The 16,032-nt window shown below is 41.8% G+C and carries 14 protein-coding genes and 2 tRNA genes; 10 read left to right on the top strand and 6 right to left on the bottom strand.

The window, feature by feature from the left end; genetic code table 11:
* Positions 1-184: 184 nt before the first annotated feature.
* Positions 185-913: a hypothetical protein gene (locus tag ACKI4H_RS06185; RefSeq protein ID WP_407304507.1), complete on the bottom strand. Its 729-nt coding sequence runs from the start codon at positions 911-913 to the stop codon at positions 185-187.
* 274 nt (positions 914-1,187) lie between these two features.
* Here ACKI4H_RS06185 and ACKI4H_RS06180 point away from each other — a divergent pair, with 274 nt between their 5' ends.
* Positions 1,188-2,156, top strand: coding sequence for a cation diffusion facilitator family transporter (locus ACKI4H_RS06180; protein ID WP_407304505.1), 969 nt, complete (start codon positions 1,188-1,190; stop codon positions 2,154-2,156).
* A gap of 30 nt (positions 2,157-2,186) precedes the next feature.
* On the opposite strand, the gene ACKI4H_RS06175 is transcribed toward ACKI4H_RS06180, so the two are convergent.
* The 5 genes from ACKI4H_RS06175 to ACKI4H_RS06155 form a co-directional block, all read right to left on the bottom strand.
* On the bottom strand, positions 2,187-2,528 hold the full coding sequence (locus tag ACKI4H_RS06175; protein WP_131268439.1) for a hypothetical protein: 342 nt from the start codon (positions 2,526-2,528) through the stop codon (positions 2,187-2,189).
* Positions 2,529-2,666: 138 nt separating this feature from the next.
* Positions 2,667-2,742 (bottom strand) — tRNA-Glu (locus tag ACKI4H_RS06170).
* A gap of 30 nt (positions 2,743-2,772) precedes the next feature.
* A tRNA-Ala gene (locus ACKI4H_RS06165) sits at positions 2,773-2,848 on the bottom strand.
* A gap of 58 nt (positions 2,849-2,906) precedes the next feature.
* Positions 2,907-4,415 (bottom strand): glutamate--tRNA ligase, encoded by a 1,509-nt coding sequence (gene gltX, locus ACKI4H_RS06160; protein WP_407304503.1) that lies wholly within the window; start codon positions 4,413-4,415, stop codon positions 2,907-2,909.
* 130 nt (positions 4,416-4,545) lie between these two features.
* Complete coding sequence (locus tag ACKI4H_RS06155) at positions 4,546-4,848, bottom strand: hypothetical protein (RefSeq protein WP_407304501.1); 303 nt, start codon at positions 4,846-4,848, stop codon at positions 4,546-4,548.
* Positions 4,849-5,216: 368 nt separating this feature from the next.
* On the opposite strand from ACKI4H_RS06155, the gene ACKI4H_RS06150 reads away from it, so the two are divergent.
* The 9 genes from ACKI4H_RS06150 to ACKI4H_RS06110 all read left to right on the top strand — a co-directional run bounded on the left by ACKI4H_RS06150 (position 5,217) and on the right by ACKI4H_RS06110 (position 16,007).
* Entirely contained in the window at positions 5,217-6,218 is a 1,002-nt protein-coding gene (locus ACKI4H_RS06150) for a sulfate ABC transporter substrate-binding protein (protein WP_407304499.1), read from the top strand.
* A 244-nt stretch (positions 6,219-6,462) separates the two neighbouring features.
* Entirely contained in the window at positions 6,463-7,482 is a 1,020-nt protein-coding gene (locus tag ACKI4H_RS06145) for a sulfate ABC transporter substrate-binding protein (protein WP_407304497.1), read from the top strand.
* A 507-nt stretch (positions 7,483-7,989) separates the two neighbouring features.
* Positions 7,990-8,913, top strand: a complete 924-nt coding sequence (gene rsmH, locus ACKI4H_RS06140; protein ID WP_407304495.1) for a 16S rRNA (cytosine(1402)-N(4))-methyltransferase RsmH — start codon at positions 7,990-7,992, stop codon at positions 8,911-8,913.
* Entirely contained in the window at positions 8,913-9,245 is a 333-nt protein-coding gene (gene ftsL / locus ACKI4H_RS06135; protein WP_407304493.1) for a cell division protein FtsL, read from the top strand. Before rsmH ends, ftsL begins: the two co-directional genes overlap by 1 nt.
* Before the next feature lie 13 nt (positions 9,246-9,258).
* A complete protein-coding gene (ftsI, locus tag ACKI4H_RS06130) occupies positions 9,259-11,082 on the top strand; it encodes a penicillin-binding protein PBP3 (RefSeq protein ID WP_407304490.1) in 1,824 nt (607 codons plus the stop codon).
* A 10-nt stretch (positions 11,083-11,092) separates the two neighbouring features.
* The gene (locus ACKI4H_RS06125) at positions 11,093-12,589 is read left to right on the top strand and encodes a UDP-N-acetylmuramoyl-L-alanyl-D-glutamate--2,6-diaminopimelate ligase (protein ID WP_407304489.1); all 1,497 of its coding nucleotides are present in this window, start codon (positions 11,093-11,095) and stop codon (positions 12,587-12,589) included.
* A gap of 9 nt (positions 12,590-12,598) precedes the next feature.
* Positions 12,599-14,005: a UDP-N-acetylmuramoyl-tripeptide--D-alanyl-D-alanine ligase gene (gene murF / locus ACKI4H_RS06120; protein ID WP_407304487.1), complete on the top strand. Its 1,407-nt coding sequence runs from the start codon at positions 12,599-12,601 to the stop codon at positions 14,003-14,005.
* The gene (gene mraY, locus ACKI4H_RS06115) at positions 14,005-15,123 is read left to right on the top strand and encodes a phospho-N-acetylmuramoyl-pentapeptide-transferase (RefSeq protein ID WP_407304486.1); all 1,119 of its coding nucleotides are present in this window, start codon (positions 14,005-14,007) and stop codon (positions 15,121-15,123) included. The genes murF and mraY overlap by 1 nt, the downstream gene beginning before the upstream one ends.
* 80 nt (positions 15,124-15,203) lie before the next feature.
* A complete protein-coding gene (locus tag ACKI4H_RS06110) occupies positions 15,204-16,007 on the top strand; it encodes a putative RNA methyltransferase (protein WP_407304485.1) in 804 nt (267 codons plus the stop codon).
* Positions 16,008-16,032 lie beyond the last annotated feature (25 nt).

Raw genomic sequence — 16,032 nt, 5'->3', positions numbered from 1 at the left:
CAGGTTTAATCAGTTGATGAAATACGGTATTCTGATGTGACAAAACCTGAATCCTGATCGTTAAAGTGTTTGTTTGCACTCATATTTTAACTGTTCGGACTCAGGTTTTTTTATTCAAATCAAACTATGGGACAGCAGTGGCCTGCGGGCTGGTTTTTTTTATGTATAGTGAACTGAAATGATCTTATTGAAAATTGGGTTTACAGGATTTTGAGTTCAAAGAACAGATGAGCAACAGGCCACCCCAAATGGGTGAGGTGATCACATCAAAGCTGACTGCTAAAGGGGTGAGTAGTCTTGTTTTTAGAATATTGCCTGTATTGATGGTTGTGGTTTTGTTATTTTTAACCATTTTAAAGGGGTAAGGCTTAGAAAATCGATGTTGAATCGCCTGTTCTGGTAAAGGTTCGTGCACGGTACCCTTAAACATAACATTATAAGTCAAATACTGTTTTTGGTGTGCTGGAGTGAACCCTGGCAATTTAAATTCTAAATCTTTTAGACGCTGTAATTGATGTGCAGGAATATCCTCTAAAGCATCTACATAGCCTAAAGATATAAAGCCTTGAAATTCATTTTCATTTTGTAATTCAAATTGCAGAGTGGGATGGGTGATCTGTAATTTTTCAGCAGGAATCTCTTTGACAATAGACCTAAACTCCTCGGCATTATCGATCAAATAGGTATATTGTCGACCGATAAAAACGATCTTCTTATTCTCTTTATTTTCTGAGTGCCCGTGCTTGACTGCTTCACCCATGGCAATGATCTCATCTTCAATGATGATCTGCACAGTGCTGTTATAGCTTTTAGGCTTATAGTCTGCATATAACAACACTGTTGCACACCCTGTAGACAGAAGGGCACTGGTTAATAACGCAATTGTTGTACGCTGTCTAAAATATAAATTCATTTGATACTCTGATGATTTGACTTTTTATTGATGTCTGTTCAGTCGATCTGTAACAAGAGTGAGATCGGTGCTGATTTTTACATTGTCTCTCATATTTATATTAAACACACACCAAGGCGATGAAGTATCAGGTACTGGGTCAGATGGTCAGAGTAAGCTCTAGTGGTCCGGCAGTGATGATATTTGTGTTATGCAAGTGTTGATTGTCATGTTGTAACACTTGGCTTTATTGCTATGCTGAGTTTTTATACACTGAAATTTAGCTAGAGGTGTTATGGGTGATCATCACGGACACAGCCATGACCATAGCCATGCTGTTGTGACCGAAAATAATGTCAGGAAATTAACCTTTGCCTTGGTGCTGACCACCACATTTTTAATTGTAGAAGTGGTAGCAGGTTTTATTACCCAAAGTTTGGCTTTACTCTCTGATGCAGCGCACATGTTTACCGATGTTGCTGCACTTGCAATAGCGCTTGTCGCCATAAAAATAGGCAAACTTCCTGCCGATGATAAACGTACTTTTGGCTATCAGCGTTTTGAGATTTTGGCGGCCCTGTTCAATGCATCTATGCTGTTTGTAGTTGCGATGTATATTCTGTATGAAGTCTATCAGCGTTTTTCAAACCCGCCTGAAATCCAAAGTTTGGGAATGATGATTGTCGCAATTATTGGGTTGGTTATTAATTTGATTTCGATGAAAATTCTATTTTCAAGCAGTCAAGAAAGTCTAAATGTAAAAGGGGCGTACCTAGAAGTTTTGAGTGATGCTTTGGGATCTGCAGGCGTGTTGATTGGTGCGGTGATTATTTATTTCACTCACTGGGTTTGGGTCGATACCTTGATCGCGATATTGATCGGTTTTTGGGTGTTGCCTAGAACATGGGTCTTATTAAAGCAGAGTATCAATATTCTGCTTGAAGGCGTACCTGAAGAAATTGATATTGAAAAATTACGTAATGATTTACTTGGGTTAGAAGGTGTTGAAAGCATTCATCAACTTAAGGTTTGGGCTATTACTTCGAAAAATGTACATTTGACTGTACATTTATATGCGCCACAGGCTGATCGTAATGCTCTGTATCAGCAAGCTCTAGAAATGTTAAGTCATCAGCATGGTATTACTGAAATGACACTACAGATTGAAGAAGATGAATGCCTGATGCATTCAAATTGTCGGCCATATATTCCAGAACAACATCCGCATCATCATGATGAAAATTCACATCAGTACAGAGACTGAACCTGTGGCTGATGTGAAACGAATTTTATTTTAAATTTCCCACTCGTGATTACACTCACGACATTTCCATTTCTTTTGCGACTGCATAAAGCCTTGCATCGAAATTTTAAAGTCGGGCAGGTCACGGTAAAACATAAAGCCTGCAATCAAGCACAGCACAAATACAACCACAGTTGCAGATTGTAATGTTGTTCCTGCACCATCACCAAAAATCCACATTGCAATACTAATTAAAACCAACAGCAATAAGATGAAAACAGCAGGAATTAGCAAGACTAAGCTTTTAGGTACCACTGGTCGTACCGCAGGTCCGCCAGACTGTGCAACTGGCATAATTTTAGGGCTTTGGCATTTTGGGCAACGGTATTGCATTACAACTCCAGAATTTTAATCTATGGGTTATTCTAATCTGAATGTCACGGAAAGCAAAAATACCGCTCATAAAATCCCGTGAATAAAAAATTTAGACAATAAAAAAGCCACTGAATAGGTCAGTGGCTTTTTTGAATTTGGCGTCCCTACGGGGATTCGAACCCCGGTTACCGCCGTGAAAGGGCGATGTCCTAGGCCTCTAGACGATAGGGACTTATCGAGGCAACACAGGTAAAACTAGATATGGTGGAGTCAAGGAGGATCGAACTCCTGACCTCTACAATGCCATTGTAGCGCTCTACCAACTGAGCTATAACCCCCAGTCTGTGTGAGCGCAATATTAGGGGCATTGTGCTCACACGTCAACTATAAAATCAATTATGCCTCATCAACTGCATCATTTTTCGGCAATTTTAGGCTTTCGTTGAGTTTTTCCCACACTTTTGTTTCTTTTTTGCTCGGACCGCCAACAATTTCAAGTGCATGGCGTAAACGAGCGAATGTTAAGTCAGGACCAATCGTCACCATAGATTGCATAACCGGAGTCGAACTGGTCGAACCCGCAATTGCAATAAAGAAAGTCGGCATAAAGTCACGTAACTTGACTTCCATCTGGCTGGCCAAGTCCATTAAAGTTTGGCTAACCGTGTCATTGTTCCAGCTAAATAAGCTTTCCAGGCGCCAAATTGCGAATTGCAGGCTTTGACGAACCTGTTCTTCAGATAATTTCTTGCTTTCGAACTGCTCTTTAGACAGTTGTGGGAATTGATTGAAGTAGAAACCTGCCCAGTTCACCGCTTCAGACAATAAGTTGATACGCGGTTGAATTGCGGCCGCGATATCTTCCAACGTTTTACGGTCTGATTTCCAGGCCAAAAGTGTATTGAGTAATTCAGCAGGAGAGAGCGCTTTAATCCACTGACCGTTGAGCCAGTTGAGTTTTTCGACATCAAAAATTGGACCACCGAGAGATACTCGCTTAATGTCGAAATGTTCAATCATTTCAGCCAGAGTGAATTTTTCACTTTCGTCCGGCATTGACCAGCCCATACGGCCTAAATAGTTCAACAACGCTTCTGGAAGTACACCAATATCTTTGTAATAATTAATTGAGGTTGGATTTTTACGTTTCGATAATTTTGATTTATCCGGATTACGTAATAATGGCATGTGGCAAAGCGCAGGCATATCCCAGCCAAAGTACTGGTATAACAACTGGTGTTTAGGCGCAGATGGAATCCATTCTTCACCACGAATCACGTGAGTAATTTCCATTAAATGGTCATCGACGACATTGGCCAAATGGTAAGTTGGCAAGCCATCCGTTTTAAGCAAAATTTGCATATCCACTTGAGCCCATGGAATTTCCACTTCGCCACGTAGCATATCGTCAAACTTGCAGCTGCCTTCAGCAGGTACTTTCATGCGAATCACGTGTGCCTCACCTGCAGCTAAACGACGTTGCACTTCATCTTCAGACAAAAGTAAACCACGACCGTCGTAACGTGGGCTTTCACCGCGAGCTTGCTGTTCAGCACGCATCTGATCCAGTTCTTCGCTCGTTGCGAAGCAGTAAAATGCATGACCTTTTTCAACTAGTTCTAAAGCATATTTTTTATAGATGTCCATTCGTTCCGATTGACGATATGGCGCATGTGGACCACCGATATCGGGACCTTCTGACCAATTTAAACCTAACCAACGTAATGAATCTAAAATCATTTTCTCAGATTCAGGGGTTGAGCGAAGTTGATCGGTGTCTTCAATACGAAGAATAAATTCACCACCATGCTGTTTGGCAAAACATAAGTTAAACAAGGCAATATATGCAGTGCCTACATGTGGGAAGCCTGTAGGAGAAGGGGCAATACGAGTACGAACAGTCATAATCAATATTTTTCAGAATGTGAATGGAAAGTATTATAACGAAAAAGCCTAATCACTTAATGTTAAATTCAACATTGCAATGATTAGGCTTCATTGAACTTCTAAAGGGGCGGGAAGTTCAGTTATTCAGTTAAGAGTTGTTTTGTGGGAAAAACACTTGAACAAAACGGGTAAATTTTTGATTTTGAGCAGCAAAAAAGCTTTGGGTGGGAGCAGCTTTAATTTCAGTCAGGATTTTTAAATCATTGTCGTTACGAAAAGTTTGCGAACCTTGCTTTTGTTGTTGCAACGCTTTTTCAATTAGTGATGATTTTTCAGGTGAAAGACTGGTTTTGCTATCTGTATTTTTAATAGCGGCCGCGTTTCCAACTTGAGTCATAAAACCTAAAGTCAGCGTTAAACTCAATGCTGTGATAACCGGTGTATATTTCATTTCCATATCCCCCTTTGTGGTACTGGACTTCTCTAGTAGGTATTTTTTTTATATTCTAGCGATACCATTTAAACACATAAAAAACACAAAAGCAGAACTAGGTCACACTTTTTTACACATTAATAAGAAACTCATTCAATGTAGAAAAATTGTATCAAAAAACTATGGAGACAGCATGGAGATTGGAGCAAATGATGGAGATTTGCATTAGTTTGTGCATCTTTTAGTAGGAAAAATGCATAGCAAAGCATTTTAGTGGATATCTATAAAACTGATTTTTAATCAAAAAAACAATATAATCATATGATTGTTAAAAATATTTTATCTTTATATAGTGCATTCATTATTAAGTATGAGCTTAAAAGCAGATGAAAAAAATAATAGGATCTACAATTCTTGCGGTATTAGGGGGCATCACTTCACCTAGCTTTGCTGCAAAAGATTTTCTCAATGTTTCCTATGATCCGACGCGTGAATTTTACCAAGAGTATAATCAGGCCTTTGGTGAATTTTGGAAACAGCGTACTGGCCAAGACGTGAATTTCAAACAATCCCATGGTGGTTCAGGCAAGCAAGCGCGTTCCGTGATTGATGGTTTACAAGCCGATGTGGTGACCTTGGCTTTGGCCAATGATATTGAAGAGATTGTAAATACAGGATTGATTAATAAAAACTGGCAAAAACAGTTCCCCAATAATTCAGCGCCTTATACCTCGACCGTGGTATTCCTGGTACGCAAAGGTAATCCTAAAAATATTAAAGACTGGAATGATTTAACCAAGCCGGGTGTGGAAATTATCACACCAAATCCTAAAACAGGTGGCGCGCCACGCTGGATTTATCTTTCAGCTTGGGGCTATGCGCTAAAACAGCCAGGCGGTAACGATGCTCAAGCCAAAGAATTGGTGAAAAAACTTTACCAAAATGTGAAAGTGCTTGATTCGGGTGCACGCGGTTCTTTAACAACTTTTGCAGAGCGCGGCATTGGCGATGTGTTGTTGTCTTGGGAAAATGAAGCCTTACTGGCAACCCAAGGTTTGGGTAAAGATAAATACCAAATTGTTTATCCCTCCATTTCAATTTTGGCAGAGCCATCGGTCGCGATTGTTGATAAAAACGTGAATAAAGACGGCAACCGTAATTTAGCCAAAGGTTATCTCAACTATTTGTATTCACCCAAAGGCCAGAACTTGGCTGCACAACATTTCTTCCGTCCACGTCATCCGCAAATTGCAGCAAAATATGTAGAACAATTTCCAAAAATTAAACTGTTTACCATTGGTGATGTTTTTGGGGGGTGGGCAAAAGCCCAGAAAACCCATTTTGTGAATGGTGCAATTTTTGATCAGATTTATAGCGAGAAAAAATAAATCCAATTGATGAGTAAAGATTTTAAAAGAAACGGATAAGTATACTTATCCGTTTTTTGGATATGTAATTCAGAAAACAGTATATATAGTGAATAAGTAAACTGTTTAATTTATTTTTAATAAAAACATGGGTTTAATTTTATAATGAAAGTATTGGGTTAAATGCGAAAAGGTTTAATTTATTGCGATTTATGATTTTATTTCATATATTTAGCAGTAATGAAGATAACTTGTTTGTACGGTAATGAAAACCCAATTTAAAGCGTTATTCAGTGCGGCATTGCTGGCAACCGGCATTGCTTTTACTGCAACCCCTACTCAGGCAGCAGATCGTGAATTTTTAAATGTATCTTATGATGCAACCCGTGAATTTTACGATGAATTCAATAAGTCATTTGGTACTTACTGGAAACAACGTACTGGTCATAGTGTAAATTTCAAACAATCTCATGGCGGTTCAGGTAAACAGGCACGTTCAGTCGTAGATGGCTTAAAAGCCGATGTGGTGACTCTAGCCTTGGCCAATGATATTGAAGAAATTGTGAAATCAGGTCAAATTCAACCGGGTTGGCAAAAAGAGTTTCCACATAACTCTGCACCTTATACCTCTACCATTGTATTTATGGTGCGTAAAGGCAATCCAAAGCATATTAAAGACTGGTCTGATTTAACCAAACCTGGCGTACAAATTATTACTCCAAATCCAAAAACCGGTGGTTTACCACGTTGGGTATATCTATCTGCTTGGGGTTATGCACTTAAGCAACCGGGTGGTAATGATGCTAAAGCCAAAGAGTTCGTGGGCAAAATGTACCACAACGTAAAAGTGATGGACTCGGCTGCGCGCGCATCGATGACCACTTTTGCTGAACGTGGCATTGGTGATGTGTTGCTGACTTGGGAAAATGAAGCCTTAGTGACTCAAAAGACCATGGGTAAAAACAAGTTCGACATTATCTATCCTTCTATGTCCATCTTAACTGAACCTTCAGTGGCCATTGTTGATAAAAATGTTGAAAAAGATGGTAACAAGTGGTTAGCCAAAGGCTATATCAATTACTTGTATTCACCATTGGGTCAAGAAATGGCAGCAAAATATTTCTACCGTCCCCGTAATCCAGAAGTGCTCGCTAAATATTCTGCTCAATTTCCTAAACTTAAAACCTTTACCATTGATGAAGTGTTTGGTGGTTGGGCTCAAGCACAGAAAGCTCACTTTGTGAATGGTGCGACTTTTGATCAAATTTATAACACACGTAAATAAATGATTGATTTATAATTTAAAAAGCCTCCTATGTAGGGGGCTTTTTTTTGATCGCACATTTTTAAAATCAAATTTTGAATTGAAAAATATGATTTTTCTTTTATTGATTAGCGGCCAGACTTTTAAATGAATGACCAGTATGTTTAGTCTGAATTTGCTGTTCTGAACTGATGTTTAAATAAGCTCGAATTATATGCTCTAAGTCTAATTTTGAAATAAGATAAATAAACATATTGATGGTCTATCAAAGCTAAACAAGATGAATATTCAGCTTGGTTTTGATTTAAAGTTTTGGAACGAGTTTGATCTTAATAAAGAATCCGCACCAGCGTTGCGTTTTAAAATGAGATAAAAGCACATGAAAGATGTCTTAAATCTGGATGGAATAAATGCCAAAACGGTTTTCCCTATGAAAAGTAATATTTCCCTACAAAAAGTCGTTTGGAGCTTTATCAAAACAAGGTAATAATGTGCAGTTAAATTTTTCATAGTATTGATTGAACCCTTATGTCGCATATTTCTGTATTACTCCACGAAACTGTTGATGCCTTATTGGCAGATCGAAATACAGGAATTTATGTCGATGGCACTTTTGGCCGAGGTGGTCATACCCGTTTCTTGCTTTCTAAATTAGATGAAAATGCACGTGTATACGGCTTTGATAAAGATCCACAAGCTTTGGAAGCTGCGGCAATACTGGAACAAGAAGATTCACGTTTTAAAATCATTCATGCCAGCTTTGCTGATTTAAAACAAGAGCTGGAAGCACGAGGCATTAGTCTGGTTGATGGGGTGATGGCAGATTTAGGGGTATCTTCACCGCAGCTGGATCAGGCTGAGCGCGGTTTTAGCTTTATGAAAGATGGCCCGCTGGATATGCGTATGGATAATTCCAAAGGTCCGACCGCAGCTGAATGGTTGGTAAATATTGAAGAAGAAGCCTTGGCCAATGCAATTTTCCAATATGGTGAAGAGCGTTATAGCCGTCGTATCGCCAAAGCCATTAAAGCTGCTGGCTATATTGAAACGACTGCGCAACTGGCTGAAATTGTGAAAGTTGCCCATCCGAAATGGGAAAAAAATAAACATGCGGCAACCCGAACTTTTCAAGGTATTCGTATTGCCATTAATAAAGAATTAGAAGATATTGAAGCTTTCTTGCCACAAGCGGTGGATGTGTTAAAAACTGGGGGACGTTTAGCCGTTATTAGTTTCCACTCACTAGAAGATCGTTTAATTAAACAATTTATTCAAAAAGAATCAACTTTAGCGGAAGATACCAGTTGGGGTATGCCACAAGAACGGGAAGACACCCGTCGGTTAAAGAAAATTTCCAGAGTGCGTGCCAGTGAAGAAGAGATTAAAGCCAATTTTCGTTCACGTAGTGCATGGCTTAGAGTTGCAGAACGATTAGCTTCGAAAGGCGAATAATGAAAACTGAAGTTGTTGAAAAGAAAACAGAAAAATTGGCGATGAAAAAAATCATCAGTTATATCGTTTTACTGGCATTGGTCTTTCTTAGCGCAATTATGGTGGTGTTTCAAGTCTTTGAATACCGTCATGATTACCGTGAATTAAGTGCCTTTAACCGAGAAAGAGATGATCTGAATGCCGAGTGGGGGCGTTTGCTCATCGAGCAGCAGACCTTTGGCGCAACAGCACAAATTGGCACACGCGCTGTGACTCAGTTGCGAATGTATTCGCCACCTGCAGCGCAAACGGTTGTGATTTCTTTACCAATGACTTCAGAAGATAAAAAATAAGGCTAGCTGTAATATGGTGGACAAGAGAAATAAGCAAGTGCGTAAAAAACAGCAGTCTGTTACGAATAAAAACACCCTGAGCGTAGATATGTGGCGTTTTTATTTGATGTGGAGTGTGGTTTTACTCTGCTTTTTAGCTTTGGTGGGTCGTGCATTTTATGTACAGGTGATTAATAAAGACTTTTTGCAAAACAAAGCTAATGCCAACATTTTAAGAACTGAAAAAATCAAGGCAATGCGCGGTGTAATTTATGACCGTCATGGGGTGCCCTTGGCAATCAGTACACCGGTCATGAAAGTGGTGATTGATCCGCGCGATTATTTTGAAACTAAAAAACAGTTTGATGAGATTAGCGCTGAACTGGTTAAAGACCCCAATAACCGTAAATTAAAACGTCAATTACCCGATAAAAACTTAAACCTGGATGAAATCGCCGATGCGGTCGGAATTGATCGTGCCGAGTTGAAAAAGAAAATGAATGAGAAACCTCGTTCACGTTATCTGGTGCTACAAAAAGAAATTCCACCGCAGCAAGCTGAGCTGATTGCCAAACGTCAGTTCCAAGGGGTTTATACCGAGAAAAACTATAAACGTTACTATCCGCAGCCGCAGCCGAATGCACAGATTATTGGTCTAACCAATAGTGAAGGAATCGGAATTGAAGGTCTGGAAATGCAGTTAAATACTGCTTTATCCGGTCATGATGGTGAACAGCAGATCGTCCGTGATAAAAAAGGCAATCGTTTTAAAGATCCGGAAGTGATTAAGGAAGTTGAAGCCGGGGACAATATCACTTTAAGTATTGATTCACGTCTGCAATATATTATGTACCGTGAATTGACCGCTGCTGGGGTGGCCAATAATGCCCGTTCAGCAACTGCTATTGCAGTAGATATCAAAACGGGTGAAATTCTGGCCATGACCAGTTGGCCGTCTTACAACCCGAATGATAAAAAAAGTTTAGGCAATAAAGATGCCATGCGTAACCGTGGTGCAGTGGATTCATTTGAACCGGGTTCAACCATGAAACCCTTGACGGTCGCCATGGCTCTGGAAAGCGGTAAATACACCGCAAATTCAGTGGTGAATACTACACCGGGTAGTATGCGTATTGGTAACCATACCATTCGTGATACGCATAACTATGGTGCACTGACTTTGGGTGGCATCATTCAGAAATCATCTAACGTGGGTGTTGCGAAACTTGCATTATCCTTGCCGTATTCCACCTTGCCGACTTTTTATAAGCGTGTAGGAATGGGGCAGCGGTCGGCAGTGAAATTTCCAGGTGAAAGTGGAGGCTTGATCTTGCCACCAAGCAAATGGAATGTCTCTGAAGTGGGCACCATGGCTTATGGTTATGGTCTGAATGCGACAGTGCTGCAAATTGCGGATGCCTACGCCATGCTTGCCAATAAAGGCGTCAAGGTTCCTTTGAGTTTATATAAATTGGAACAGCCACCGAAGGGTGAGCAAATTGTTGACGCGAAAATTGCCGATCAAGTGCTCTTGATGATGGAAACAGCGACATTGCCAGGCGGAACTGCTACACGTGCCACTATTCCGGGCTACCGTGTGGCGGGTAAAACAGGTACAGCACATAAACTGCGCGCTGACCGCAAAGGTTATTCAACCAACGAATATCGTGCTTTATTTGCCGGTGTCGCACCAGTGAGTGACCCACGCTTGGCCATGATTGTCGTGGTGGAAAACCCTCAAGGTTCTTACTATGGCGGTACAGTTTCAGCTCCGGTATTTGCACGCGTAATGCAAGAATCGCTACGTTTAATGAACGTGCCTTTAGATAAACCTTTAGATACTCCCAAAATCCAGTAACAGGTGATGAATGTCCATTACATTTCAAGATCTCTACAGCGCCGCAGAAATCACTGGATGGATGACCAAGCCATTCAGTGGCTTTGGTCTAGATAGTCGTAAAGTTGAACCAGGGCAAATTTTTATTGCCCTGAATAGTTTTTCTCAACCTGAAAAAAACTTGCAGTTTGCACAGTCAGCTTTGGCAAACGGTGCCATAGCTGTAGTGAGTGAAGCCGATTTAGGTGTGGCTAATAGTGTGGTTGTACCGAATGTCCGTCATCTGATTGGGCAATGGCAAAAACAATATCTACAAGCGACTCGGCCTGTAAAAGCCGCACGAATTCTTGCAGTCACGGGGACCAACGGTAAAACCACCATTTCACGACTTGTTGCTGAATTATTGATGTTGCAAGGCAAAAAATGTGCAGTAATGGGAACCACAGGGAACGGGATTTTACCTAATCTGGAAGCATCTTCGCATACCACATTAGATGCATTGCATTTGCAAAATGCCTTGCATGATTATGCAGAGCAAGGTGCTGAATTCGCCGCGATTGAAGCCAGTTCACATGGTCTGGAACAAGGACGTTTGAATGGCTGCGATATTGAAATTGCGGCCTACAGTAATTTAAGCCGCGATCATCTGGATTATCACGGTACGCTTGAAGCCTATACTGAAGCCAAGTCGCGCTTATTTAAATTTCCGAGTTTAAAAGTGGCCATCATCAACATCGATGATGAGCATGCCCATGTCATGATTGATGCTGCAAAAGCCAATCCTGCACAACCGAAAATTCTGACCTACTCAACCACGCAAACTGCGGATTATCAGGTTGACGATATTCAATACAGCTTAAATGGCGCAAACTTTAAATTAATCACTGAACAGGGTGAATTTGAAGTTCAGAGCCCATTGCTCGGTCATTTTAATATCGAAAATCTGGTTGCAAGTTTGGTGAGTGCAGAGCAAGCCGGCTTTGATCTTGCAGCACTGATTTCGACCGTTGCACAATTGAAAGGTGCGCCGGGCCGTATGCAGGTGATTCGTGATGCAGACCGGTTATTTGTAGTGGATTATGCCCATACGCCTGATGCCTTGATTCAGGTGCTCAAAACCTTAAAACGTCATGTGTCCAATCAGTTGTGGGCGGTATTTGGCTGTGGTGGGGATCGTGATCGTGGCAAGCGTCCATTGATGACTCAAGCGGCACTCTGTGGGGCTGATATTGCGCTGATTACCTCAGATAATCCACGTACTGAAGATCCTGAACAAATCTTTGCGGACATGAAAGCCGGTATCGATTTTTCAGCACATGCTGTACATGAAATTCATGACCGACGTGAAGCCATTAAATTTGCCGTACAAAATGCTCAGGCAGGCGATATTGTAGTCATTGCCGGTAAAGGTCATGAGAATTATCAAGAAATTGACGGTGTGCGTCACTGGTTTGATGATGTGATCGAAGTGCAATCGGCAATCGGTACACAGCATCACACCCCAGATTCAGCTTATCCGGCTCAATAGGAAACAACAATGCATACATCGACTACCAGTACAGTGCCTTTAGAGCCGTGGACAGCTGTACAGCTTGCTGCCGCCACTCAAGGTTACTGGTTGAATGAGAAAGTGCCTCAAGGCAGCATTAAACGGATTTTGACAGATTCACGTGATGCGGAAAAAGCCGATGCTTTTTTAGCGTTGCAAGGTGAACGTTTTGATGCACATGATTTTGTTGCGCAAGTTGCGGAAAATGGTTGCGAAATTGCCATTGTCAGTCATCCAGTGGATGCAGATATTTGTCAACTCGTGGTTGCAGATACGCGTTTGGCTCTTGGTCATTTAGGCGCTTATCGCCGCGCACAAAATTCACAATTGAAAGTGATTGCACTGACCGGCAGTAGCGGTAAAACCACCACCAAAGAAATGCTCGGCAGTATTTTATCGCGCTTGGCACCGACACTTATTACTCGCGGTAATTTGAACAATGATTTGGGTGTGCCGATGATGTTGCTCGAGCTTCGCACTGAACATCAGTATGCAGTGATGGAGCTTGGTGCCAGTCATCAGGGTGAAATTGATTACACCTCGAATCTGGTTCAACCGCATGTCGCCGGGATCATTAATATTGGTACGGCGCATTTGGGTGAATTTGGCGGACGCGATGGTATCTGTCGGGCTAAATCTGAAATTTATGCGCATATTGCCAAAACCGGTACCTCGATTGTACCGGCTGCAGATGATTTTGCCGATACGATCCGTCAAGCTGTACAAGCCGAACAGATATTAAGTTTTGGTGAAAATGGGGATATTTTTGCTACAGAAATTGAATTACACCCGCAATCCTCTACGTTCACATTAAATACCCCGAATGGTGTACGCCAGGTCAACCTGCCGTTTGCAGGTGAGCATAATGTGCAAAACGCCACTGCAGCGACCGCTTTTGCCCTCGCAATTGGGGTTGCTCTTGATGACATCGTGATGGGATTAGAACAAGCGACAGGTGCCAAAGGTCGCTTGAATTTCATTCAAGCTAAAAAACATTTATTTATTGATGATACCTACAACGCCAACCCGACCTCGATGCGTGCAGCAGCTGAAGTGCTTGCTCAGCAAGATGGGGTGAAAGTGATGGTGATTGGTGACATTGGTGAATTGGGAGCAAGTGCGGCACAACAGCATTATATGTTGGGCCGAGATCTGGTTGCGACAGGCGTCAATTTTGTGGTGGCTGTGGGTGAGTTTTCACCAGCCACTCAAGAAGGCGCGCGCAGTACCCAATATGGTAAAAAAATGCAGGCTTTCCTGAATCAGGAACAAGCCCTTCCTTTTTTACTGAGTCTAATTGAAACACATCAACCTCAATCCATGAGTTTCCTGTTTAAAGGTTCTCGTTATACCCATATGGAAACATTGATGGCTGATTTGATGGAGAAACTTTAATGCTGTTATGGCTATTTGAACAACTGGCGGGCTACAACAGCTCGTTTCAGGTGGTTCGTTATTTAACATTACGTGCTTTGCTCAGTGTCTTAACCGCATTGACCATTGGACTAGTCTTGGGCCCGGTGATGATTCGCAAGCTACAAGCACTCAAATATGGCCAAGCAGTCAGTTCATTTGCTCCTGAAGGTCATGCCAAGAAAATGGGCACGCCAACCATGGGTGGGGTTTTGATCCTGCTTTCAATTGGCATTTCAACCTTGCTTTGGGCTGATTTATCCAATCCCTATGTCTGGATTGTGCTCGCGGTCATGGTGATCTTTGGAGCTGTTGGCTGGGCAGATGACTGGATTAAAGTCCGCTATAAAGACAATGCCGGTTTGCCTGCGAAGAAAAAATTCTTCTGGACTTCAGTGGGTTCTTTAGGTGCAGGTATTGCACTGTATGTGATTGCAACGCAGCAGGCGAATCCTGTGCATACCGCGAATATGCTGGATCTGCTGATTCCATTCTTTAAAAATATCAGTATTCCTTTGTCCGCCATTCCTCTCGGTATCGGTTTTATTATCTTTACTTATCTGGTGATTAACGGTGCGTCGAATGCGGTCAACCTGACTGACGGTCTGGATGGTTTGGCGATTATGCCAATCGTGCTTGTTGCTGCAGGTCTGGGGGTGTTTGCCTACCTTGCTGGCGATGTTCGTTTTGCCAATTACCTGCATCTGCCTTATGTGAAATATTCATCTGAGCTGGTGGTGATCTGCGCGGCAATGATTGGTGCAGGCTTGGCCTTCCTTTGGTATAACGCACATCCGGCTCAAGTGTTTATGGGTGATGTCGGTGCATTATCTTTGGGTGCAATGCTCGGTACCATTGCTGTCATGGTTCGCCAGGAAATCGTATTTGCGATTATGGGCGGTGTGTTCGTGGTCGAAGCCATTTCTGTATTCCTGCAAATTGGTTCACTGCGTATGCGGAATAAACGTGTATTCCTGATGGCGCCTTTACATCACCATTATGAGAAAAAAGGCTGGCGTGAAACCCAGGTGGTGATTCGTTTCTGGATTATCACGATTATGCTGGTAGTTTTAGGCTTAATGACCTTAAAATTGCGCTAAGCAAATATTCGAAAGAGCCGGCATTTGCTCCCACATCTGCCGGCTTTTTTAACGCCTGATTTCAGGTACTGGAGAAAAGTATGAATCTGCTGATGTGTCCTGTATGTCATGAAGCGCTGAAACTGACCAAGAAAACCTGGCAATGCGTCAATAACCACAGTTATGATGTGGCAAAACAAGGCTATGTTAATTTGCATGTGGTTCAGCATAAACACAGTAAAAACCCGGGCGATACCGTGGAATCGGTACAGGCGCGCCGTGCATTTTTAAGTGCCGGTTTTTATGCACCGCTGCAACAGGCGGTAGTCAAAAAAATTCGTGAATTACACATTGAAAACTTGCTAGATATTGGCTGTGGCGAGGGTTACTACACCAATGCCATGCAGGCAGAAGTGTTGCAATGTGTAGGTATGGATATTGCCAAAAATGCTGTACAGGTTGCGGCTAAGCTAAATAAAAAAGTGACTTGGGTGGTGGGAGCGGGTGCAACACTTCCTGTTCTGGATGCCTCAATTGACTTATGTACCAGTTTGTTTAGCCCTATTCCCAAGCAGGAAATATTGCGTGTATTGAAGCCCAATGCCTATTTGATGGTCGTGACCCCCGCAACTGAACACTTATATGCGATGCGTGAGGCATTGTTTGAAGAAGTGAATCCCCATGAACCGCATAAGTTTGTCGATCAGTTGGCAGATGTTTTTGAATTGATTGATGAGCGTGTGGTTGAAACGCCTTTTACCGTGCAACAAGCGGACTTGAAAAACCTGATTGCGATGACACCGTATGCTTATAAAGCAAAACCTGAGCGTCGTCAGGCTTTAGAGCAGAATGAGCAATTCGAGTTAAAAGGGCAGTTCCAAATTTATTTGTTTAAAAAGAAATAAGCCAAATAAAAAGCCCTCATTTGAG

Origin of the sequence: Acinetobacter sp., assembly GCF_045628685.1 — a bacterium.
Lineage (GTDB): Bacteria > Pseudomonadota > Gammaproteobacteria > Pseudomonadales > Moraxellaceae > Acinetobacter.
Note: the sequence above shows the minus strand (reverse complement) of the source record. Positions and strands in the feature narration are given on the sequence as shown.